The sequence below is a fragment of the Alteromonas marina genome, from assembly GCF_000808575.1.
Classification (GTDB): Bacteria; Pseudomonadota; Gammaproteobacteria; order Enterobacterales; family Alteromonadaceae; genus Alteromonas; species Alteromonas marina_A.
Genome location: NZ_JWLW01000002.1, coordinates 22,164 through 43,805 on the forward strand (window position 1 = coordinate 22,164; position 21,642 = coordinate 43,805).

The 21,642-nt window shown below is 43.3% G+C and carries 20 protein-coding genes; 14 read left to right on the forward strand and 6 right to left on the reverse strand.

The genetic code is table 11. From position 1 onward, the window contains the following. Window positions 1-2: 2 nt before the first annotated feature. From RJ41_RS01010 to RJ41_RS01020, 3 genes are read left to right on the forward strand one after another with little or no spacing between them, the layout of a single operon-like run. A complete protein-coding gene (locus tag RJ41_RS01010) occupies window positions 3-1,766 on the forward strand; it encodes an OmpA family protein (RefSeq protein WP_039216338.1) in 1,764 nt (587 codons plus the stop codon). 15 nt (window positions 1,767-1,781) lie between these two features. After that, window positions 1,782-2,267: a Rab family GTPase gene (locus RJ41_RS01015; protein ID WP_039216339.1), complete on the forward strand. Its 486-nt coding sequence runs from the start codon at window positions 1,782-1,784 to the stop codon at window positions 2,265-2,267. Window positions 2,268-2,276: 9 nt separating this feature from the next. Continuing rightward, window positions 2,277-4,397, forward strand: coding sequence for a putative bifunctional diguanylate cyclase/phosphodiesterase (locus RJ41_RS01020; protein WP_039216340.1), 2,121 nt, complete (start codon window positions 2,277-2,279; stop codon window positions 4,395-4,397). A 73-nt stretch (window positions 4,398-4,470) separates the two neighbouring features. Here the strand turns inward: RJ41_RS01020 and fghA are convergent, their stop codons facing one another. Then, window positions 4,471-5,313, reverse strand: a complete 843-nt coding sequence (fghA, locus tag RJ41_RS01025) for an S-formylglutathione hydrolase (protein WP_039216341.1) — start codon at window positions 5,311-5,313, stop codon at window positions 4,471-4,473. A 113-nt stretch (window positions 5,314-5,426) separates the two neighbouring features. Here fghA and RJ41_RS01030 point away from each other — a divergent pair, with 113 nt between their 5' ends. From RJ41_RS01030 to RJ41_RS01040, 3 genes are read left to right on the forward strand one after another with little or no spacing between them, the layout of a single operon-like run. After that, the gene (locus RJ41_RS01030) at window positions 5,427-6,341 is read left to right on the forward strand and encodes an acyltransferase (RefSeq protein ID WP_039216342.1); all 915 of its coding nucleotides are present in this window, start codon (window positions 5,427-5,429) and stop codon (window positions 6,339-6,341) included. Then, window positions 6,338-7,231, forward strand: coding sequence for an acyltransferase (locus RJ41_RS01035; protein ID WP_039216343.1), 894 nt, complete (start codon window positions 6,338-6,340; stop codon window positions 7,229-7,231). The genes RJ41_RS01030 and RJ41_RS01035 overlap by 4 nt, the downstream gene beginning before the upstream one ends. 3 nt (window positions 7,232-7,234) lie before the next feature. Next, the gene (locus RJ41_RS01040) at window positions 7,235-8,587 is read left to right on the forward strand and encodes a mechanosensitive ion channel family protein (protein WP_039216344.1); all 1,353 of its coding nucleotides are present in this window, start codon (window positions 7,235-7,237) and stop codon (window positions 8,585-8,587) included. Window positions 8,588-8,662: 75 nt separating this feature from the next. On the opposite strand, the gene RJ41_RS01045 is transcribed toward RJ41_RS01040, so the two are convergent. Beyond that, window positions 8,663-8,854, reverse strand: coding sequence for a hypothetical protein (locus RJ41_RS01045; protein WP_014950735.1), 192 nt, complete (start codon window positions 8,852-8,854; stop codon window positions 8,663-8,665). A gap of 346 nt (window positions 8,855-9,200) precedes the next feature. Here RJ41_RS01045 and RJ41_RS01050 point away from each other — a divergent pair, with 346 nt between their 5' ends. Then, entirely contained in the window at window positions 9,201-10,031 is an 831-nt protein-coding gene (locus tag RJ41_RS01050; protein WP_039216345.1) for a DUF2884 family protein, read from the forward strand. Window positions 10,032-10,197: 166 nt separating this feature from the next. Next, window positions 10,198-11,010 carry an NAD-dependent epimerase/dehydratase family protein gene (locus RJ41_RS01055; RefSeq protein WP_039216346.1) on the forward strand — a complete coding sequence of 271 codons (813 nt, stop codon included), beginning with the start codon at window positions 10,198-10,200 and terminating at the stop codon, window positions 11,008-11,010. A gap of 113 nt (window positions 11,011-11,123) precedes the next feature. Here RJ41_RS01055 and RJ41_RS01060 read toward each other — a convergent pair whose 3' ends face one another. The 3 genes from RJ41_RS01060 to RJ41_RS01070 all read right to left on the reverse strand — a co-directional run bounded on the left by RJ41_RS01060 (window position 11,124) and on the right by RJ41_RS01070 (window position 13,966). Continuing rightward, a complete protein-coding gene (locus tag RJ41_RS01060) occupies window positions 11,124-12,545 on the reverse strand; it encodes a sodium-dependent transporter (protein WP_039216347.1) in 1,422 nt (473 codons plus the stop codon). Between the two features lie 310 nt (window positions 12,546-12,855). Then, window positions 12,856-13,581 (reverse strand): SDR family NAD(P)-dependent oxidoreductase, encoded by a 726-nt coding sequence (locus RJ41_RS01065; protein ID WP_039216348.1) that lies wholly within the window; start codon window positions 13,579-13,581, stop codon window positions 12,856-12,858. Further along, window positions 13,571-13,966, reverse strand: a complete 396-nt coding sequence (locus RJ41_RS01070; RefSeq protein ID WP_039216349.1) for a thiol-disulfide oxidoreductase DCC family protein — start codon at window positions 13,964-13,966, stop codon at window positions 13,571-13,573. Before RJ41_RS01070 ends, RJ41_RS01065 begins: the two co-directional genes overlap by 11 nt. Window positions 13,967-14,190: 224 nt before the next feature. On the opposite strand from RJ41_RS01070, the gene msrA reads away from it, so the two are divergent. Beyond that, on the forward strand, window positions 14,191-14,736 hold the full coding sequence (gene msrA / locus RJ41_RS01075) for a peptide-methionine (S)-S-oxide reductase MsrA (protein ID WP_014950741.1): 546 nt from the start codon (window positions 14,191-14,193) through the stop codon (window positions 14,734-14,736). A gap of 101 nt (window positions 14,737-14,837) precedes the next feature. On the opposite strand, the gene RJ41_RS01080 is transcribed toward msrA, so the two are convergent. Then, window positions 14,838-15,959 carry a hypothetical protein gene (locus RJ41_RS01080; RefSeq protein ID WP_039216350.1) on the reverse strand — a complete coding sequence of 374 codons (1,122 nt, stop codon included), beginning with the start codon at window positions 15,957-15,959 and terminating at the stop codon, window positions 14,838-14,840. Window positions 15,960-16,240: 281 nt separating this feature from the next. On the opposite strand from RJ41_RS01080, the gene RJ41_RS01085 reads away from it, so the two are divergent. The 5 genes from RJ41_RS01085 to RJ41_RS01110 all read left to right on the forward strand — a co-directional run bounded on the left by RJ41_RS01085 (window position 16,241) and on the right by RJ41_RS01110 (window position 21,623). Further along, window positions 16,241-18,106: a metallophosphoesterase family protein gene (locus RJ41_RS01085; RefSeq protein WP_039216351.1), complete on the forward strand. Its 1,866-nt coding sequence runs from the start codon at window positions 16,241-16,243 to the stop codon at window positions 18,104-18,106. A 17-nt stretch (window positions 18,107-18,123) separates the two neighbouring features. Further along, window positions 18,124-18,660, forward strand: coding sequence for a flavodoxin FldB (fldB, locus tag RJ41_RS01090; RefSeq protein ID WP_014999589.1), 537 nt, complete (start codon window positions 18,124-18,126; stop codon window positions 18,658-18,660). Between the two features lie 25 nt (window positions 18,661-18,685). Beyond that, window positions 18,686-19,474, forward strand: a complete 789-nt coding sequence (locus tag RJ41_RS01095) for a CLCA_X family protein (RefSeq protein WP_083653884.1) — start codon at window positions 18,686-18,688, stop codon at window positions 19,472-19,474. A gap of 142 nt (window positions 19,475-19,616) precedes the next feature. After that, window positions 19,617-20,027, forward strand: a complete 411-nt coding sequence (locus tag RJ41_RS01100; RefSeq protein WP_014999591.1) for an ExbD/TolR family protein — start codon at window positions 19,617-19,619, stop codon at window positions 20,025-20,027. Window positions 20,028-20,210: 183 nt separating this feature from the next. After that, window positions 20,211-21,623: a collagen-binding domain-containing protein gene (locus tag RJ41_RS01110; protein WP_039216354.1), complete on the forward strand. Its 1,413-nt coding sequence runs from the start codon at window positions 20,211-20,213 to the stop codon at window positions 21,621-21,623. Window positions 21,624-21,642: the final 19 nt, after the last annotated feature.

The following is a 21,642-nucleotide window of genomic DNA, read 5'->3' on the forward strand; positions in this document are numbered from 1 at the left end:
TAATGAGTGACAAGGTGCCGCCGTCTGAAATGCCGGACAGCTCTCTTGAAAAAGTCAGAGAGCTGCTTATTGGTCGGGATGACAAGTTCGTTCAAGAGCAGCTGCAGCGCGATGCCAAAGGCATCGTGACTAATGTTGTCTCCGAAGCGCTGTTTGATCGAGAAACAAAAGATGGTTCGGTTAACAAGGTACTCGTTCCCCTTGTAGAAAAGTCGCTGCACCGTTCTATAGAAGCCAATAGCGAAAAGATTGTCGGCACACTTTATCCGTTAGTCGGCACGCTGGTAAGAAAGGCGGTGTCTTCATTTCTTGTAGAATTTGTCGAGCGCACAAACGCGCTAATTGAAAATAGCTTCAGCCCTAAAAGTGTATCGTGGCGTTTCAAGGCATGGCAATCTGGGGTCGGATACTCAGAATACGTTGCGTCGCAAATTTACCAATATCAAGTTCAACAACTTCTTGTCATACATCGTGAAACCGGCACCCTACTGCATAGTATTTCATCTGATCCAGAAAAAGAAAAAGATGCTGACCTAATTTCATCAATGCTGGTAGCCATTAATGACTTTGTTGCCGACGCTTTTGGTGTTACCGCTACCGAGTCTGACAACGAGTTGGGCGAGATAAAAACCGAAGACTTCACGCTATTAATTAAAATTGGACCGCAAGCTCTGCTTGTTGCAGCTGTTACTGGGAGCATCCCGCCAGAGGTACGCGGAAAACTGCAACAAGCTCTAGAGGAGTTTCACCAATTTTATCAGCAGCCGTTAATTCATTACGATGGTGACAACGCTCCGTTTGATGGTTGTGAGGCTATTCTTTCTGATTGCTTGATCAGTGAAAGAAAAGAAGGTGAAGGTAAAAAATCAAAACGCATAGTAGGCGCTGCGGTGATAGTAGTTATCTTTGCCGCACTAGCAATATTGTCGTTTATGCGATTGTCACTTAGTATTTTAAAAAGTGATTTGCACGAGCTTACTCCTCCCCCAGGTATCATAGTAACAGACACCTATATTTCTAACGGCAACGTGCACGCCAAAGTGCTGCGCGACCCCGTAGCCATCAACATAGAAGAATGGCTAAATGAAAGTGCCATTGATGCGGACAAAGTCACCATTATTGAGGAGCCATTTGTTTCTTTAAAACCGAGTGTAGTCGAGCGCAAACTTGAGAGGCTAATTGACGACTATCCACTTAGTGAATCAGAAAGCATTTCAGTTGAAAAAGGTGATAATCGCCGCTTTGTTATCTCAGGCACCGTATTTACTCCTACCGCAGTTAACCTTACTCAGCAAATAAGCGCGATACCAGGTATTTCAGCGATTACCGTTGATACAAATACACTTGATGTACAAGCGGCTTATGAAGTCGATGATGCAGTCCTTCAAAAAGCTGCGTTAAATCGACTAGTTAACAAGGTTTCTTCACAAAATGTACTTTTTGCTACTAACCAAGAAGCGCTTTCTGAAGTACAGTTAGCAAAACTAGAAGCACTTGCAAACGACATAAAACAATTACTAACGTTTGCAGACAAGACAAGTACTGTGGTTAGTATTGTCGTGATGGGCGCCAGCGACAATTCAGGGTCAAGCGCCCGCAACCGCGCTTTGAGCCAAAAAAGAGCAGAGAATGTTGTGAATTCATTAATTTCACTAGGCATAGAAAGTGATATTCTTATACCCGTAAGCTTAGGAGAGCTACCATTGCAGAAAGCATCAATGGGGCGTTCAGTTATGTTGAATGTTTTAATATCCAGTGAGCAATAGTAAGGAAGCTATACGGTGATACAGAAAAAAGTTTGTATTTTAGGGCCCACTGGGGTTGGCAAAACAAGCCTAGTAAAGCAATTCGTTGAAGGTATTTTCTCTGAAAAGTACAAAACGACTATTGGCGTTAAAATTGACAAAAAACAAGTCAATAAAGAAGGCCGAGGCGTTCAGCTTCTGCTATGGGATTTAGAAGGCATCGATAGATACTGTGGTTTTAATCCCCGCTACCTTCGTGGGGCTAGTGCCTATATTATCGTGGTTGACCAGACTCGCTCTCAATCTTTGCTTGAGGGAATAGAAATTCTCGACCTTGCCAGAGAGCATTATCCCGACATTCCCGCATTTTTTGTTGTAAATAAAACCGATCTTCCTACAAGCTGGCATTGGAGTGAAGAAGAGTTAAATAACTACGCACAGAGGTTTGCTTCACTTACCAAAACAAGTGCGAAAACCGGTGAAAACGTAGAAAAGTTGTTCAGTACAATAGCGTTTTGGTAGGAGAATGGCATGGATATCCATTTGTTGAATGCGTTGGGCATAACTAACTGTGCGTTGTTTAAATATAACCCCGAAGATGACATCACGTGTTTAACACCGGAACTTCCATGGTTGGCAGACGTGGTTTCACTTGACGACAACAACAAACTGCAAAGAAAGCACATACCCTCTATTTTTTTAGACGACTTCTTTATTGACGTTGATGAAGTATGGAAAGGCGACACCTCGTTTACACTTTCTTCAGGCTTTTGGACCGAGCAAACCGAAGATGAAGTTTTGCGTCTTGAAGCCTTGGCTATAAATAGCGCATCAGGCTCTCGCTATCTTGTAGTGAAGAACGTTGAAGAGCAGTTCGACGAAAAACAACAAACGCTGCAAGCTGCTAGAGAATTACTGCTAAGCCACCATGAAATTGTGGGGCAGCACGAATATATTAGGCATAGATTGAATAGTGTACTGCGCAAGAATACCCGCCTGCAAAAGTTAGTACCGCCCATCCAGCAAGCTATTCATAATATAGAAACTGGCGTTGTTATTTTAGATAGCGAGGGCGCGTTAATTCTCGACAACAAAGCTTCTCACAGACTGCTTCTTTGCAATAGCACTACCCCAAGCTCTATTCGCATAGGAGAACTGATAGAAGACATTGATGCTCCATCGACTTTCCTGCCTGCATTAGTTCAACGAAAAGCGCCGTGGCAGGGAGAGATATACTGGCAACCGGTAGATGATTATAAAGTTTGGCTTCAGGTAACAATCCATCCGGTACTGCATGGAGATGAACTCACTCACTGGGTTTACTTGTTTACCGATATTACGCACATACACAATAGAGAAGAAAGCGTATTGACTGCAAGCGGCATGGATTCACTAACAAAAGTGGCCAACCGCAATTTATTTACCGATACGGTAAGGCGACTAGTACAAGAAGACACCCCGTTTAAGTTATTTATTATTGATATCTGTGACTTTAAAAAGATAAACGAAACACTTAGCTATCAATCCGGGGACGAAATATTAAAGTCTTTTGCATTACGCCTACAGACCTTTATTGGTAACAGCGGGTTTATTGCAAGGATAGGCAGCAACGAGTTCGCGCTTGTAAAACGACTAGATACCTTTACAGATGTAAATGGCGCTGACTACGTCCACCAGCTGCAGAGCAAAGTAACTCAGACATACACCGTACTTAACGGTAGCGAGCCAAATTTAGGCGTAAATATTGGCGAAGCAAGTTTTCCTGAACACTGTTCTTCAGCGGAAACGTTACTTCAGTGTGCAGATATTGCTCTTCAAGCGGCTAAATATCAAGGTCGAAATGTTGCGCTGGTATACAGTGACGAATTGCACAAGCAGCATCATGCCATTCACGAGCTTGAAACAGAGCTTCGCAATGCCATTAAAAATAATGAACTTAAACTATTCTTACAGCCCATTGTCGACCTATCTTCTGGGAAAGTAGTGAAATGTGAAGCACTGGCAAGATGGATAACACCTGAGGGTAAGTTTATTTCACCGGAAATATTCATCCCTCTAGCGGAAAAAAGCGAGCTCATTTTCCCTTTTGGCGAGTGGCTTATAAATGAAGCTTGTGATGCCATTGAAGCGCTAAAGGCATCTAATTTGGATATTAGATTGGCAATTAATATATCGGGCCGTCAAGTATCAGATTTAGCCCTACTTACACAAATAAAAAATGCGCTAGAGGATCACCAGCTACCTGGGTCCAATCTGTCTATAGAATTAACAGAGAGCGTTTTTGTCGAGAGCCTAGACACAGTGTCTGTCTTGCTTAATGAGCTAAGAGCTATGGGTATAACTGTGTCGATTGACGATTTCGGTACAGGTTTTAGTTCACTTGTTTATCTAAAGAAACTGCCAATTGATGAACTTAAAATTGATCGCTCTTTTGTGAGTGAACTTGAGAACAACACCGACGACCAGGCAATTGTGCAGGCTATTCTTGGGTTGGCAAGTAATTTGAACATCAAAATTATCGCCGAAGGCATTGAAACTCAACAGCAGCAGCAATTTTTACAAAACCATCACTGCACATACGGACAAGGTTATTTATATCAGCGTCCTGTGGAGATTTCTGAATTTATCTCGCTTGCACAGAAGCTCAGGTAAGCTCAGGGCCTTCTTTTTTTACAAACAAAAAAGCCGGAGCAATTTCCGGCTTTCTTCCACCTACACTTGGCGCTTAAATCAAGCCCATATGCCCAGCATGAAACTCTAAATGTTCTTCAATAAATGATGCAATAAAGAAATAACTGTGGTCATAACCTTCATGCATATTGAGCGTAAGTTGCGTATCTGATTGCTGCGCAGCATGAACCAGAGACTGAGGCTTTAGCTGTTCGTGCAAGAACTCATCCTTTGTTCCCTGCTCAACCAACAAAGGCACGCTATGGGTTTTGCTCGCTAATAGCAGAGATGCGTCGTAATCTTTCCACGTTGTCTTGTCTTCACCCAAGTAACGCCCTAATGCTTTCTCACCCCAAGGACAATCTGACGGATTTGATATAGGGCTAAATGCCGATACCGATACAAATTTATTGGGGTTTCGCATACCAATGACGAGCGCGCCATGCCCGCCCATTGAATGTCCGCTAATCGCACGCTCTTTGGTTACGGGGAATTCGCTTTCGATAAGCGCTGGCAGTTCATCAACAATGTAGCTATACATGTTGTAGTGTTTGTTCCACGGAGCTTGAGTTGCGTCTACATAAAAGCCAGCTCCTAAACCGAAATCGTAAGACCCTTCTTCATCATCTGCTACACCATCACCACGAGGAGAAGTATCCGGTGCAACAATGGCCATACCCAATTCTGCTGCAAGCTTCATTGCCCCCGCTTTCTGCATAAAGTTTTGGTCGGTACAGGTTAGCCCTGATAGCCAATATAATACCGGCACCGGCTTTTCTTTAGAGGCAAATGGGGGAAGAAAAATTGCGAAAGTCATATCGCATTGAGTGGATTCCGCTTTGTGGGTATAGCGCAAATGCTGTCCCCCAAATGCTTTATTTTCGCCAATAAGCTCCATTTCAGCTCCTTAAATTCATAAATTTGCACCTTTATTGTGGAATCAGTAAAGGCTCTATCGGATTTTAGATCAAGTTCGTTTACACTAAGCCCCTAATTTTTGAGGTAAGTACAATGGTAAAAGCCCTGTTGCATCATATTGTTGGCACTATTTCGGTTATCTGCTATTTCCTGAATACAGTTTTGTGGTCAACGCCTATATTCATACTAGCAATTTTTAAGTTAATCCCTTTTGCCCCATGGCGTCGCTTCATCTCCTATTTGCTTGATGCATGTGCCACTGCGTGGATTGGTGTTAATAATCTTAATCAGCGCATAAGTGGGCGTACCAAGTGGCAAGTTAACGGACTTGAAAAGCTTACTCGAGATGACTGGTACCTCGTTGTTGCTAATCATCAATCTTGGGTCGATATCCTCGTTCTTCAACGTGTTTTTAATCGAAAGATACCTTTCTTAAAGTTTTTTCTTAAAAAAGAACTGATCTATGTACCAATACTAGGCCTTGCTTGGTGGGCGCTGGACTTCCCATTTATGCGCCGTTATTCAAAATCATTTTTGGCTAAGAACCCTCATTTAAAAGGGAAGGATATGGAAACCACACGCAAAGCGTGTGAAAAATTCCGGAATAAACCAGTAAGCATAATGAATTTCGTTGAAGGTACCCGTTTCACGCAGGCAAAGCACGATAAACAAGCTTCACCTTTCAATCACTTACTAAAACCAAAAGCAGGCGGCGTTGCTTTTGTTTTATCGGCCATGGGAGAGCATTTACATAAGCTTATCGATGTAACCATAGACTATCCGAACGGCGTACCATCTTACTGGGACTTCGTATGCGGTAAAGTACGCGACATTCGGGTGAACATTAAGGTTATGCCTATCAAAGACATTATGGAAAATGGGGTATTTAACAACAGTTATTTTGACGACCCACAAGTTCGTGCCCGTTTTCAAGCATGGCTCAATGAGCAATGGCACGCCAAAGATCAACTATTAGATTCACTTAACGCAACTCAGAAACCATTATGATACGTGTAGTACTCGCGCCCTTTATTTTTATATTGCACACCACGCTGCAAATTCTTAATCTCGCCCTATGGGGCGGCCTTATCATTGTTTTAGGCTTGGTAAAACTGCTGTTACCAAATGGAAAAATACGGACTGCATGGAACAAAGTAATGCATGCGCTTATGTTTAGCTTTGGCCGTATTAGCGTGATATTGATTAGGTTGTTCAATAAAGTTGATATTGAGTGTTCGGTTCACGGTGAGCTTTCAAAGAACAGTTGGTATTTGATTATCGCCAACCATCTGAGTTATTTAGATATTATTCTGCTCATCGAGTTCGCCACACACCGCATTCCAGCACCAAAATTCTTTCTTAAAAAAGAGCTTATATGGCTGCCATTTGTAGGACTTGGAGCATGGGCTCTCGATATGCCATTTATGCATAGATACACCCGTGCCTATCTAGAAAAACACCCAGACAAGAAAGGTAAAGATTTAGAGACGACTAAAGCCTATTGTGAGAAATTCCGAACGGTTCCGACTACCGTAATAAACTTCGTTGAAGGAACCCGCTTTACTACGCAAAAACACTTGTCTAAGCAAAGCCCGTACGAAAATCTACTTCCACCAAAAGCCGGTGGGGTCTCTTTTACACTGTCTGCTATGGGTGAACTCTTTACTAATGTGTTAGATATCTCGCTGCTTTACCCGGAAAATAGACGTCACCCGATGATGGCAATGCTTAGCGGTCAAATGACTAAAATCGTCATCGACGTGAACGTAACTCCTGTACCCGAGCTGCAACAAGAATCAGAACGCACTGAGTCTGAGTTTCGTCTTTATTTTCAAAATTGGTTAAATGGTCTATGGGAAAATAAAGACAACCGTATTAAGAAACTGTTGGAGTCGTAAATAATGGAAGTTAGTGCTTCAGTACGCGATCACTTCATACATTTGGTAAAAGACATTTTTCCAAATTTAACCACCGAAGATCCGCTTTACAGTGTCATTGCACTTGGGTCTATTTTGTTCGTTGCCGCACTTATTTACATTGTAGCGCGCCTGTTAGTGCGCCCTCAAATTGCTAACTGGGTGTATAAGTCGAACAATAAGTGGGATAACGCGCTGCAAGAACATGGCTTCTTTAGACGCTTAATGCACCTCTTCCCTGCTCTCTTTATTTACATTGCCACCCCGGTACTTATTGATAACGAAGCTGTGATGCACGGAATGGTGATTAAAAGTGCTCAATTGTACATGCTGTATAGCGGGTTATTGGCCCTGTACGCCATGCTGAGCACGGTAGAAGACGTATACAATGCATCTGCGCTTTCACGGCGCGCACCAATAACAGGCTTCATTCAGGTTACTAAGTTAGCATTTGCTATTGTCACCATACTATTAAGTATTTCCTTAATTGTAGACAGAAGCCCACTACTTATTGTGTCTGGCTTGACCGCCATTGCCGCTGTTTTACTATTGATATTTAGAGACACCATTCTAGGCTTTGTTGCCGGCATTCAAATAGCCGCTAACCGCATGTTTAATACGGGCGACTGGATTGCCATGCCTAAGTATGAAGTAGATGGTGAAATACTCGAGATAGGCCTTACCAACGTCAAAGTACAGAACTGGGATAAAACCATTTCTACGCTGCCGACTTACAGCCTCACTACAGAAGCAGTTAAGAACTGGCGCGGTATGCAAGAGTCTGGCGGACGCAGAATTAAGCGCGCCATTTATATTGATGTGCACTCTATTAAGCTTTGTGACAACGATATGCTAGAGCGCTTTTCGAAAATTCGCTATATCAACGAATATATCGATAAGAAAAAAAATGAGCTCCGCGCTTATCACCGAGATTACTCCATTGATGAGTCGGATCTGCTAAACAGCCGCCGCCTTACCAACATCGGCACTTTTAGAGCTTACTTAGAGGCTTACCTGCGCAAGCACCCGGATATTAACCAAGAACTAACCCTAATGGTTAGGCAGCTACCGCCTAACGAGCTTGGTTTACCTTTAGAAATTTACTGCTTCAGTGCACAAAAGGAATGGGTGAGGTACGAAAAAGTGCAGGCGGATATTTTCGACCACGTTATGGCTATGCTGGATTTGTTCGACTTACGCGCATATCAACGTGATGGACATTTGTCATTGCTTGCTCATCGTGAACACAGCGCTTATGGAAACAGTAACGAAAGTCATAGTACGCAAAAAGATGCTCAGGAAAAGAGCGAGTCTAATCAAAAAAGTAACGACGAATAAAAAGACTCAACATTAAGGCTTAATTTACGCGAAAAAAAACCGGCTGATATAGCCGGTTTTTTTAATGCTTATCGCTTAAGCCAATGCGTAGGCCATCAGTAAGCAAAGTACTAAACCTGTAACGCCAAAAAAACCGTACTCGATTTTTTCCTGCATACCTTCAGCACCTGCTTTAGCAGTCATAAAGCCCATAACGATGCTGCTTAGCCCTAGCGTAAAGGCAATTAGCGCAACACCAAACATAATTGCATTAATCCAATCAGCCATTGTGATAACCCCTTAAAAATATTAGCGGTATTATGCACCAATAAATAAGATTTAACCATGCTTGGATTGGCTTTAATGTACCGCTATTGGTATTAATTGATCTTAGTCAAAACTACTAATTAGTTGGTAATCTCACTAAATAGTGTATTTAACAGAGCATAAAGAAATCACCAAATATAACTAACTATTTGAAAGATATAAACTTTAAATATTGGCAAGGCCATTGCTCTACCTTAGGTATAACAGCGAGTATCGTTAACGTCTATCTGACAGTGACACTACAACGCATTGCAGTTTGCTTCGAGCACTTTCGTTAACGCGTCACACGTAAATTAAGGAATGAACAATGTCTAAGAAACTATTACTTTCAGTTACCCTTACCAGTGCTTTAATGAGCGGCCATGCATTTGCGCATGACAGCAGCTATCAAAACAACAGTTGTGACATGGAGCTTGATGGTCATATTCAATATTACCAAGGTGATCTAACGGTACAGATGGACAATGGCTCAGTGATGACGATTGACTCCCATCACAATATGACCATTAACGGCGAATCAGTATCGCTTGACAGCGAACAACAGCGCTGGGTAAGTGAATATTACAACAACATTGATATTGCCATCCCTATGACCTTGAATATCGCCAGTGAAGGGCTGCAAATTGCCAACGTGGCAGTAACTGAAGTATTTACTGAACTGTTAGGCGGCGATCAAATGGGTGACGATTTTCGTGAACTGTTCGACTCCCTTGAGACCAAACTAAACACTTCATTCTATGATGACGCAGGGAATATTCGCGTTGATTCAACTAAATTCGATGAGCCAGGTTGGTTTGACGAAAGCTGGGAGCAAGAATTCGAAGCACAAATTGAGTCTTTAATCAGTGAGTCTATGGGTAGAATACTTATTGCCGTAGGAACACAAATGTTGTGGGAAGGCGGTGATATGTCTGAGTTTGAGCAAAAGATGGAGCGCTGGGGTGAAGATTTAGAATATCGCTTAGAAAGCCAAGCGGCTGCGCTAGAAGAAAAAGGTGATGCATTGTGTAAGGTACTAAAAAAAGCGGATTATGCCGAAGGCAAGATGCAGGCATCCATATCGGGGCTAGATGACTTGAACCTGCTAGATATTGATCAAGACAACCACCATGACCACAACGACGAAATGAAAATGTAGTTGGAGCATTTAGCTAACTAAACGCGCAAAACGAAACGACTTACTACTCTAACCACTCACCTTAGAAAACCGACTGTAACCCAGTCGGTTTTTCATTTTTTCAGTTAACGACAACCGCCCTCCAATTAATGTACTCTTAAGCCCTAAACAAAGGGGTATTTAATCGATGACTCAAAATGTAGTAATTAGTGGCTACGGCTGGTTAGCCAGCTATGTGGGCAAAGCACTTTCAGGTAAGGTCAATATTGTTGGCACCACTCGAAGCCAACAGAAACGTCTCGCGTTACAAGACCAAGGTATCACCGCAATTGAATATGCCCTGGGCGAAGATACATCAGCGCTTTGTAACCATTTGCCAAACGCTACCTTGTTGCTAAATATTCCCCCTGGCAGGAGAAACAAAGATCTCGCGTCATACACCAACAATATGCTGCAGTTGATAGACGCAGCCATCAGCGTAAAGGTGGCGCATATCGTGTTTATCAGCACCACGTCGGTTTACGGCGATGCAACAAATGAGGTAGTGTCCGAAGTCAGCACTACACAGCCGCAAACAGCCTCGGCCAAAGCCCACGTGACTATTGAAGACTATTTATTGTCTAAGCGAGGTCAGGTTGATATCAGTATTGTTCGCCTAGCCGGTTTAGTAGGCCCAGACCGTCACCCCGCCCGCTCGTTAAGTGGAAAACAGTTAGATGCAGGAAATAAGCGAATAAACCTTGTACATGTGTACGATATTGTATCTGCGCTGACGACCATCATTTGTGGCAAGCCGCTTAACGATGTTATTCACCTTTGCAGCTTGTCTCATCCTAAGCGCGGTATTTATTACGTGGATGCAGCGAAGGCGATGGATATTGATGCTCCTCGCTTTTCTGATACTGAAGCGGAACCTGCTGGCAAAGTGATTGACGCCGCACAAAGCTGGGCAAGGCTAAATATTACACCAGAGTATAGCGACCCCTATCTCATGTTTTAGGCTTTCACTTAGTGAAAATACATACTCTGACATAAACAAAAACGGCAAGCTTTAGGCTTGCCGTTTTTAAGTTGAGCTCACTGCTAGCTCACGTCATTGCTTGTAAAACCTGACTATCCGAATAGGCTCAACCCGAAGTATTTTACCGCTACCGTGTTTACAAAAATCACGAGTAAAATAAGCGGAATAAAGGTTTTAAGCGAAATATCCACGTACTTTTCAAACCAGCTGCCTTTGTAACCACTGCTGCCCTCTTCCAAAGAAGCATTGAAGTTTGCACTCTTCCAACGATAAATAACAAACAAACAAATTAGCAAGCCGTTTAAAGGCAAAATCGTGTCGTAGAACACATCGTAAATGACATCAAATAGTGATTTATCTGCGCCAGCGTAGTGCATAAAGGACGTAAGCATATCAACTTTACCGAATGACAACGCACTTAGGATGGCTAGCAAAATCATAATGCTTCCTAGCGACCCAAGCGCCCATTTACGGCTTACACCTTTTTCATCCATAAGCGCCGCAACAGGTACTTCAAAAATAGACACTAGCGACGTAATTGCCGCAAAGAACACTAATAAGAAAAACAAGCTAGCGACAATCGATGCGCCCATATATCCAATAGAGTCTTGTAATGCTAGAAAGATACTAGGCAGATAAGTAAAAATCATGCCCACTGACGATTCACTTAAATCATCAGGGTTAATGTCTGGGTTAAAAGAGAAGATGGCAGGAAGGATCATCAAACCCGCTGTGAACGCCACGGCCGTGTCTGTTAACGCCACCAGCTTGGCAGCGCTCGGTACATCTGCACGCTTATCAATGTAGCTACCGTAGGTAATAAGAATACCCATACCCAAAGATAGAGAGAAAAAGGCCTGCGATAGCGCACCATTCACCACTTCAGCAGTAATTTTTGAAAACTCAGGAACGATGTAGAACTCAACACCAGCCATCGCATTTTCGCGAGTTAATACGAAGATAACGAGACCGATTAGCATCACGAAAAGCGCAGGCATGAGCAGCTTTGCCGCTTTTTCTATCCCTTCTTTTACACCGCCTTGAAGGATGAGGTAGACCACACCAACAACGGCTGCCATGTATACAAAGATGGCTTCTGAGTTAATAAACAGCCCAAAGGTTTCTGGGTTAGCTAACTTATCTAGATTCCCGCTTACTGCTTCGAACAAATAGCCGAAAAGCCACACGGTAATAACCATGTAGAAAACGGCAATCATGAATGGCGTAGCAATAGCTAGCCACCCGGCGACTTTCCATTTCTTTTCATTACCGCTTATATCACTGTATGCACCAAGCGGGTCTTTTTTAGCATGGCGACCAACTGACATTTCCGCCAACATTACTGGTAAACAAATGGCAAAAACGAAAATAGCGTACATTAAAAGAAATGCACCACCGCCATTTTTAGCTGCACCGACAGGAAACCCCACCAAATTACCTATGCCTACCGCAGAACCTGCAGCAGCCAAAATAAAACCTATGCGCGATCCGAACTGTTCTCTGGCCCCGCTCATATCCCTTCCTCTTGTTGAGTTATTGTTATAGCAGTTCGCCGTATCACGCCTTGTGATACACAAACACGTCGTGTACTCACAATTCATGTTGGTTGTCGTTACTTACTATTTGTAAGGATCAAGCCGAGCAAACTGGTATTATTTATTATCAGGATGGCGTTTATTGTTATGACTCACGTGTGGCGTCAACGCGTTGTATTGCTACCTCTATGGGCTTATCAATACGCTGCACCATTCCCAAAATAGCATGGTAACAGCAGTGAAATGAAAAGTCTTGATGTTGAACTTGCTGAAATGATGTTAGACCGTATCACCAAGTTACCACTTCGCCATTCCAGTCGATAAAATGACAAGATTGGTCTCGATTAAGCGCCGAAAGGTGGTGAATGAGCTGTTTAGCGGTAAACTCAGGCGTGAACAGTTTCTTGGCGGCGACGTTCTTTTGAAAAGGCTTAGAAAGCCCCGTATCAACCGTCCCTGGGTGATAACAAACAAGCATGACATCTTTCAATCTACGCTTGTATTCTACCGACGCTGTTTTAACCAACATGTTAAGCGCCGCTTTCGACGCGCGGTAGCCGTACCACCCGCCAAGTCCATTATCTGAAATACTCCCTACTCTCGCGCTTAAGCAAACAAGGGTTGACCCTTCTTTACTCATAATATTCACCAAATGCTTGAGCCACATTGCGGGAATAATGCTGTTAGTCGAAAAATAAGCCGCTAAGGCCTGCTCGCTGACATCTTCCAAACGTTTCTCAGGATGAATGCCATCGCTTTCGCGGTGTAGAAAGCCTGTTGTGATAACTACCGTAGTTAACACAACCTGCTGTTCAGCCAGCTGTTCAACAAATTCGCTAATGTGCCTATCGTCCTGTTCGGCCAGCTGATGATAGGTAACATCCCCAGAATGATTGGTGTCAGATAACGGGGCGCGACTAACCGCAAATACCCTAGCACCTTCACTGCTATATTGCTCAATAAGCGCAGACGCAATACCGCCCGACGCGCCCACTATTAGGACGTTATTTTTCACTGGCTTCCCCTGGTATGCAGCGATCGCACTGGCGTTTTTTACCTGTTAACAGATATGAAATGGTGTATCTATGCTTTGCGAATACATTGTAGAAAGCATCGGCCACATGACGAATAACAGGCCAGCGAAGTGGTGCATATAGCCAACCCATGCCCACAGCTTTCCATGCTTCATGAGTGACATCAAGGCCAGTTATCAAGGTCCCGTCATCACGAAGTCCGTGAATTCTTGCATTGAGTGTATGCCAATCCATGGTTGGATAACGGCTCGAAAAATCGGGGGCCTGAATATCTACCAATGTTAATTTGTTGTGCTTGTCTCTTTTTCTTAAATGACCCATTTCAGCGATACACAACGGACAATACCCGTCATAAAAAATAATCACGACTGAATACCTCTGCCAAATTTTGAACACGCTTAATCGCATTCTTACCAGTTGCAAACTGCTTAAAAGAAAGCAGATAAGCTCACATGTTAAAACCTTTCTCTTAGCTCGCACGTTATTCTTATTTAATATTCGTTTATACGATAAAAAAACACGCTTGGATGACTTGTGTTGTGACCTACCCGCACCCACACTACAGACAAAGATTAAGAGAGGTTTTTACTATGGCAAATTTACAAGTCGCCACGTTGGCAGGCGGATGCTTTTGGTGTATCGAATCAGCGTTTAATAGCGTTGAAGGCGTAGAAAAAGCAATTTCTGGCTATGCTGGAGGCGAAAAGGCCGATCCAACCTATGAAGAGGTATGCAAAGGAAATACTGGCCATGCTGAAGTGGTACAAGTGACGTTTGATGCCGATAGCATTAGCTACCGAGAGATACTAGAAATTTTCTTTGCGCTGCATAACCCTACACAGCTGAATAGACAGGGCAATGATGTAGGCACACAGTATCGCAGCGCGGTTTTCTATCACGACGATACACAAAAAGCTGAAGCAGAAAAAATTATCGCAGAAATTACAGAAGAAGAGATTTGGCCCGATCCCGTAGTGACTGAAATAGTAGCAGTAAATAACTACTACGACGCCGAAGACTACCACCAAGATTACTTCAAAAATAATCCACAGAACCAGTATTGCTCTATGGTCGTGGCGCCTAAGCTTGCGAAGTTCAAAAAAACCTTCGCTTCTCGACTTCGCAGCGACGCATAGATAAAACAGCGATATTAAGCGCACTATCAATAGCGTTAGCCAACAATAAAAAGGGTTGCTTAAAAGCAACCCTTTTGTTTTTCAATCTATTCGTTTTCTTATTATTCAAACCAAACGCTGTTAATTTCTAGTGGAAATAATAAAGGCGCTAAGTCTTCATAACGCGTCTTATGCGCTTCACACGTCGCGTTTTTAAGGTAGTTTTTCTCCCAAGGATCGTTAATGATCCACAAGGTATTTTCAATGGTCACTAGTCCTTCCATCGACGAATTATCCATTGTGTATTGTTCGCAACTCTGGTCGCCGGCAACGTCGAAGGTAATAGGGATACGCTTTGTTGGCTTATTGCCACTCACATCAATTACCCACAGTTCATTGTCGTTTCTTGCTGCGCCGAACAAATAGGATGCGCCCGTTGAATGAGTATATAACGCCAGTCCATTGATAGGGTGATTACCTGAAGTAAACGAAGGAAGTTGAAGGTTAGGCTCGCTCACTGTGGCAAAATCATTCGACGAGAAAAAGTCTTCATCAACAGCCAATGTAAAAATTCTTGGCTGTCCTGCTTTATCTTTCTCTAGCGCCAAATATAAGGTGCCGTCGTCAGCCATAGTAAGACCTTCAATACCATCGTTTGGGAAGTTACCTACTTCGAACTCTTGCGGAAACTGGAGTGGGCGCACATCCGACATTTCAACCGAGCCATTATCTTTTCGTGTCAATTTTACCAACAAGGTGGGGTAATCGGTTGACCCTGTTTCCTCGTATTTGGTTTCACAGCGAGGGCTTAATGCGCCAGTACGGGTAGCATCTTCGGTAACCGTATAAATTACGTTAGTGTCCCTGGGGTCTACGGCTAACGCTTCTAAATCAGGTTGCTCACTCAAATAGCTATAAAAGCAGCTTCGGCGCACGGTAGTGGAAAATGAAAAGCGTTCGCTCGATGCGCTTAGTGTTGCGGTATCTGGTGAAATGCTATGAAGTTTCAACTGTTGAGTGTTATCAGCGCTAGCATCTGCGATAGTGACAAGTTGACCGTCTAGCACCACTAACCCAGAGGTTTGAGGATCAAACATAACCTTGCCTTTTTCATCAAGAATCCATTTACCCACAGTGACTTCGGTTAAGTCTTGAGGTTCAGGAGTAATAACAACGTCTTTCGGCTCGCTACAGGCGCTTATCAGTAAAGTGGTTAGCACAGCACTGGTTAAATATTTTAGCATAGTGTGAAGTCCTCTCTCCGTTGATTAAGACGAGAGCAAAAGGTAAAACTGAAAAAATTGTAAGGGAGTATATCGAGCATACCGTTTATTCACAAAAAAGAGTAAGGTTATGCGATAGACATCCGGTTTGCTGAGTACATATATGATTAAGCAACGTTAAATAGTCGTGCTGTCATCATGTTTTCAAATAATGTGCAGCATTTTTGTACCATTCATTATTAACACGCTACGTGTATTAATATCGATAAAAATTGAAGGAGAGCGTCATTTCTACGCAGCACTTGCCCCAAGTTATTGCAGGTCCAATAGTAAGAAAGGTGACATCTACAGAATGTCATATTTGGGTAGTAACCAGTAACGCCGATTCACCTGCGTTAAATTTATCTGCAAATGAAAACATCATCGACGGCAATTGTCAGCGCGAAACCGTACGGGTAGGTAAGTACGCATTTATACACTTGCTCTCTTTCACTGCGTCAGAACCCTTCGAAGATACTGCGAGGATAGGTTACGCGCTATCTTTTAACGACGACAAACAGCAGGCTTCATGGGAAGATGAACAACGCGGGCTTCTTTACGATGGGCAGTCTTCCTTAAGTTTCCACTACACTGAGACTCCCGAGACCATATTGCACGGCTCATGCCGTAAGCCTCACTTTCAAAGTGATGATGCCCTAGCACAAGTGGATGTACTCCATAAAAATGCGTTCAAAATGCAAAATGATTTTCCCGATCTTCTGTTGATGACGGGCGATCAAATTTATGCTGATGATGTCGCAGGTCCTATGCTTAAAGCCATACATAGCGTGATTGACCGTTTAGGCCTTTATCATGAAGCACTGGAAGGGGCAGTAGTAACCAACACTAATGAACTTGCCACACATGAATATGGGTATTACGAACGAGAGCAGCTTCTTCCTCAAATTGCGACCAATACGGTACTGTCTTCAATTTTCTTTGGTGCTAAGAAAAAACCGGTATTCACATCGGTAAACGCGCAAAACCACTTGATCGGCAGTGCGGAGATCTTCGCTATGTATTTACTGGTGTGGTCCGACGCGCTTTGGGCTGATATCAATATAGATAAAGATGGGATCCCCCAAAAATACCATGCTATCTTCGACAAAGAACACGAGGCGCTTAACGGCTTCGTAAAACAACTTCCGCAAGTACGTAGAGCGCTGGCGCACATTCCTACCTATATGATCTTCGACGATCACGACGTTACCGACGACTGGAACTTAACCCGGGGATGGGAACAAGAAGTCTACGGCAATCCTTTATCGAAACGCATGATCGGCAATGCGCTCATTGGCTATTTGCTTTGCCAAGGCTGGGGAAATGCACCAAAAAAAGTAGCGCCATTAATTGCTAAAGTACAAGAATCAATGGGAGAAAGCGGTTTAAACTCGCACGACGAAATCATTGATGATCTGTTGGCTTTTGATCAGTGGCATTACCGTTTAGATACCACACCACCTATTGAGGTTTTAGACACCCGCACGCAGCGTTGGCGCAGTGAATCGAATATGAACAAGCCCTCGGGGCTAATGGACTGGGAAGCACTGTGTGATTTCCAACACTCTATAATCGGAAAAGAATCTGTCATCGTTGTCTCTGCCGCTCCCATTTATGGCGTAAAGGTTATCGAAGCCATTCAAAAGGTGTTTACGTTTTTTGGCAAGGCGCTTACTGTTGATGCTGAGAACTGGATGGCCCACAAAGGCACCGCGAACGTTATACTAAACATATTCAGGCATTACAAAACGCCCCCCGATTTCATCATTCTATCTGGCGATGTGCACTATTCCTTTGTATACGATGTACGCCTGCGCTTTAGGCGCAACAGCCCCCACATTACCCAGTTCACCTGCAGCGGATTAAAAAACGCCTTTCCGGATGGATTGATCAAATGGCTAGATAGATTAAACCGCGTGCTTTATCGCTCCAAATCGCCCCTCAACCTTTTCACAAGACGTCGAAATATGTCAGTAAAAGCGAGAGAACCAAGTTTGGGCTATGGCGAATTATTCAACGGTTGCGCCATTGGTGTATTAAAAATTTCACAGAAAAACACCGATGTTCAGTGCAAAGCTTTGTTGAGCAACGGTAAAGAGGTAGAATTCCCAGCTTCTAAAGACGATTAGTTCAAAAGAGGTATCTAATGAGTGATAGCGCACTGTCCATCGGATTATTTTACGGCTCAACAACCTGCTATACCGAAATGGCAGCAGAAAAAATCCAAGCGCAGCTCAATAGCCTTTTTGATGAAGACATCGTTGATCTTCACAACATTAAAGACGTTAACCTAACGCGCACAGCCGAATACGACATTATCATTTTTGGTATTTCGACTTGGGACTTCGGTGAGCTGCAGGAAGACTGGGAGTCTCATTGGGAAGAAGTGCACGGCTTGGACTTGGCGGGGAAAACTATCGCTCTATTCGGACTCGGCGATCAACTTGGTTACGGAGAATGGTTTCAAGATGCACTAGGTATGCTGCACGATGCAGTATTGCCATCGGGCTGTAAGATCGTGGGTTATTGGCCAAACGAAGGCTACGAGTTTACCGCATCAAAAGCTTTGACCGAAGATAAGACCCAGTTTGTAGGTTTATCTCTTGATGATGAAAACCAATACGATAAAACAGACGCACGCATCGAAGCATGGTGTGAACAGTTATTGGTCTCGATGGCTTAACGCCTATTAAATTCGGATGTCAGTGTTGGAAAGTAAAGGCCGTATTCATCAGCAGTTTTATCGCAACGGCCCAAGCCACAGGGACGGCGCTGATGTTTCATTTCAAGATATTCGCAAGCTGTTTAATTTCGCGACGATCACCGTTGGTAGATGGGTGACGGCTGAAGAACAACAGATCGCTGCCAACCTGTTTTTCGATGCACTTTACGATCTAGTCGCGATCTTAAATATCAATGAACAGGTGTTGTCGCTGAACGGATCCCTGTCACTGGCTTTTGGCAGCGGTGGTCAAAAGCATAGTAGTGCCCATTACAACAGCGCCAAACGACAGCTTGCGCTTGCAAAAAACGCGGGCGCTGGCGCATTGGCTCACGAGTGGTTTCACGCCTTCGATCATTATATTGCACCACGGATGTTCAGCGGCATTGCTGCCGGTAGCTTTGCTACGCAAGCCTGGCTCGATAACGCGCCTATGAACGATCATCCATTGAATCAAAAATTGAGCGATTGCTTCTCGTTGTTATTCTTAAATGATCAAAAAAGACCAAATGAGTACTTTGTGCGATCCGTAGAAGCTGATCGCGCGCTAAAAATGTATTATTATGCTATGCCTCAGGAGATGGCTGCCCGTGCATTTGAGGCCTGCATTCAAGATCACGAGATCAAAAATGCGTTTTTGGTGCAAGGTACAAAAAAGTCAACGGAAGCTAGACTTGGCATTTATCCTCATGGTAACTTGCGTACATCACTCAATCAGGCATTGATGTTGTATTTTTACCAATTAGGTGTCGCTATTTCACACAAACAAACCTAGTTTGTTGTTTTATTACTGTGAAACTGAGTATTTTTTCAACAACAAGTGTTAATGAGCACACTGTTTTTGTACAAAACCCTGTATATTTTTGTAACAAGCAGTATACTAAAGCGCTCGAACGTAACAGAAGAAAGAAGACGAGATGAAAAGAAAGAAGCATACCTCGGCTGAAGACGAGGCTCAGATTGATATGACCCCCATGTTGGACATCGTGTTCATCATGTTGATTTTCTTCATCGTAACGACCTCGTTCGTGAAAGAGAAAGGTTTAGACGTAAACCGTCCAGAAGATAATCAAGCTAAAAACGATAAGCCTTCAAAAGCGCTTTCTATTCGTATTGATGCTGATGGCACAATCATGATGGGCGGCCGTGAGGTTGATATTCGTCGTGTGGTAGCTAACACACAAACATACCTAGCGGAAAACAACACGGATTCAGCTGCTATCCAAGCTCACGAAGACAGCGAGCACGGTACTGTGGTAGAAGTTATGAACCAAGTTAAAATTGCAGGTATCGATAAAGTATCTGTTCTGGTTAAGAAGAAAAGCTAAAGCGTTTCATTAACTAGACAAAACTTTACAAAAGCCACCTTCGGGTGGCTTTTTTCGTATAAGGTCTTATACCAAAGTATCTCTTGTGCTATCGCATGAATTTTGTTCAGATCGTACCATTCGGTGTGTCTGGAAAATCCATGTTGAAGCTCGGTTCCAGACTCGGATGTCACTGGAGCCATTATGCACAAAAAAATACTCTATACTGCTGTAGTTGCAGCGGTTATGTCAGCACCACAGGTGTCTGCCGCCAAAATTGAATTAAGTGAAGCGTTTGAATATAACGCATTCATTTTCGACAGCTTTACCGGCAAATCTTCCGATGTCGAAGGAAGGTTAGCAGTAGGCGGTAAGATGGACGTAACTGATTTCAATGTTGGCTTGTTGTTATCGCCAGGTATGTCTGATTCTGCGCTTGCCGTAGGCGGTAACCTTCATTTCACACGCGGTGATGTTCACGGTGGTTCAACTACCGTGTCAGGTATGGTGTTTGGTTCTGAACTCACATTCGATAAAGCGGTTAACGCCGAGCAGACCGTAAATCTCATCAATTCGACGGTGAAATCTGGCGGTATCTCATCGAAAGGTGATGTCAAGCTAGGTAACTCAAACGTTGTATCAGGTGATGTGTACGCCAATACTGTGAAACTTGGTGGGCCTAATAGTGTTTACGACAGTGTGAGCAACCCTGCTTTATATGGCTCCCAAGTTGAAAACGGGAACGTATTTGCCGAATCTAACGTTGAACTTGATAGCAGCGAAATTAACGGTACCGTAACGCTTAACGATGTTAACAATTACGCCGCTATTAACGGTTCGACAGCTTCATCTGTTAAACAAGGCAGCGTGAGAAAGGCTGACGTTAATAATATTGACTTCAATGCGATTGCTGCCGAGGTTACGGCCCAGTCTCAGGAATTTGCGTCAATGTCGGTGAATGGCACAACAAAATTATCGTGCACTGACGCTAAAGATTCGGACCAAGCTGTTGCATGTACCGACACTAGCAAGGATGTATTAAATACCATCACCTTCTCTGGCTCTGATGATGTCAATTTTTACAATATTGATGCCAGTTGGTTCAGTGCGGCTGATAAACGCATTGTTTATGATTTCTCAACCACCAGCTACAACATCATCAACGTGTACGGTAAATCAGTTGAGTTATTTAACACAGGCTTCTTTAATACGGCCTTTACACAGGAAAATGAATATTTCAGAGAAAATGGTCAGTACAGAGACAACGACAACAATGTAGGTCAGCGTCATGACGGCCTTTATACCAACAACATCTTGTTTAATTTTGTTGATGCTGATTTTCTTACACTACATAGCGTGGGTGTTAAAGGTAGTGTACTGGCGCCATATGCAGAGCTAAGTTTCTACAATGGTCATGTGGATGGAAACGTCATTGCTAATCGTTTGGAAACGCCGTTTAAGGAACTGATTAATGACGATGGTGAAACCTACGTTGCACCAACAGGCCAAATAAACAACTATCAGTTCGGCGCCATTAACGTAAGTGAACCAGCCTCAATCGCTCTTTTATTTGGCGCTGGATGTTTTATGCTAGCTAGACGTAGAAAAGCGAACTAACGCTTTAAAAGAGAGTAAA

Bases quoted from the DNA above. Each gene is read 5' to 3' on its own strand.
- RJ41_RS01010 (WP_039216338.1), top strand. From the start codon at position 3: ATGAGTGACAAGGTGCCGCCGTCTGAAATGCCGGACAGCTCTCTTGAA.
- RJ41_RS01020 (WP_039216340.1), top strand. From the start codon at position 2,277: ATGGATATCCATTTGTTGAATGCGTTGGGCATAACTAACTGTGCGTTG.
- fghA (WP_039216341.1), bottom strand. From the start codon at position 5,313: ATGGAGCTTATTGGCGAAAATAAAGCATTTGGGGGACAGCATTTGCGC.
- RJ41_RS01030 (WP_039216342.1), top strand. From the start codon at position 5,427: ATGGTAAAAGCCCTGTTGCATCATATTGTTGGCACTATTTCGGTTATC.
- RJ41_RS01035 (WP_039216343.1), top strand. From the start codon at position 6,338: ATGATACGTGTAGTACTCGCGCCCTTTATTTTTATATTGCACACCACG.
- RJ41_RS01040 (WP_039216344.1), top strand. From the start codon at position 7,235: ATGGAAGTTAGTGCTTCAGTACGCGATCACTTCATACATTTGGTAAAA.
- RJ41_RS01045 (WP_014950735.1), bottom strand. From the start codon at position 8,854: ATGGCTGATTGGATTAATGCAATTATGTTTGGTGTTGCGCTAATTGCC.
- RJ41_RS01050 (WP_039216345.1), top strand. From the start codon at position 9,201: ATGTCTAAGAAACTATTACTTTCAGTTACCCTTACCAGTGCTTTAATG.
- RJ41_RS01055 (WP_039216346.1), top strand. From the start codon at position 10,198: ATGACTCAAAATGTAGTAATTAGTGGCTACGGCTGGTTAGCCAGCTAT.
- RJ41_RS01060 (WP_039216347.1), bottom strand. From the start codon at position 12,545: ATGAGCGGGGCCAGAGAACAGTTCGGATCGCGCATAGGTTTTATTTTG.
- msrA (WP_014950741.1), top strand. From the start codon at position 14,191: ATGGCAAATTTACAAGTCGCCACGTTGGCAGGCGGATGCTTTTGGTGT.
- RJ41_RS01080 (WP_039216350.1), bottom strand. From the start codon at position 15,959: ATGCTAAAATATTTAACCAGTGCTGTGCTAACCACTTTACTGATAAGC.
- fldB (WP_014999589.1), top strand. From the start codon at position 18,124: ATGAGTGATAGCGCACTGTCCATCGGATTATTTTACGGCTCAACAACC.
- RJ41_RS01100 (WP_014999591.1), top strand. From the start codon at position 19,617: ATGAAAAGAAAGAAGCATACCTCGGCTGAAGACGAGGCTCAGATTGAT.
- RJ41_RS01110 (WP_039216354.1), top strand. From the start codon at position 20,211: ATGCACAAAAAAATACTCTATACTGCTGTAGTTGCAGCGGTTATGTCA.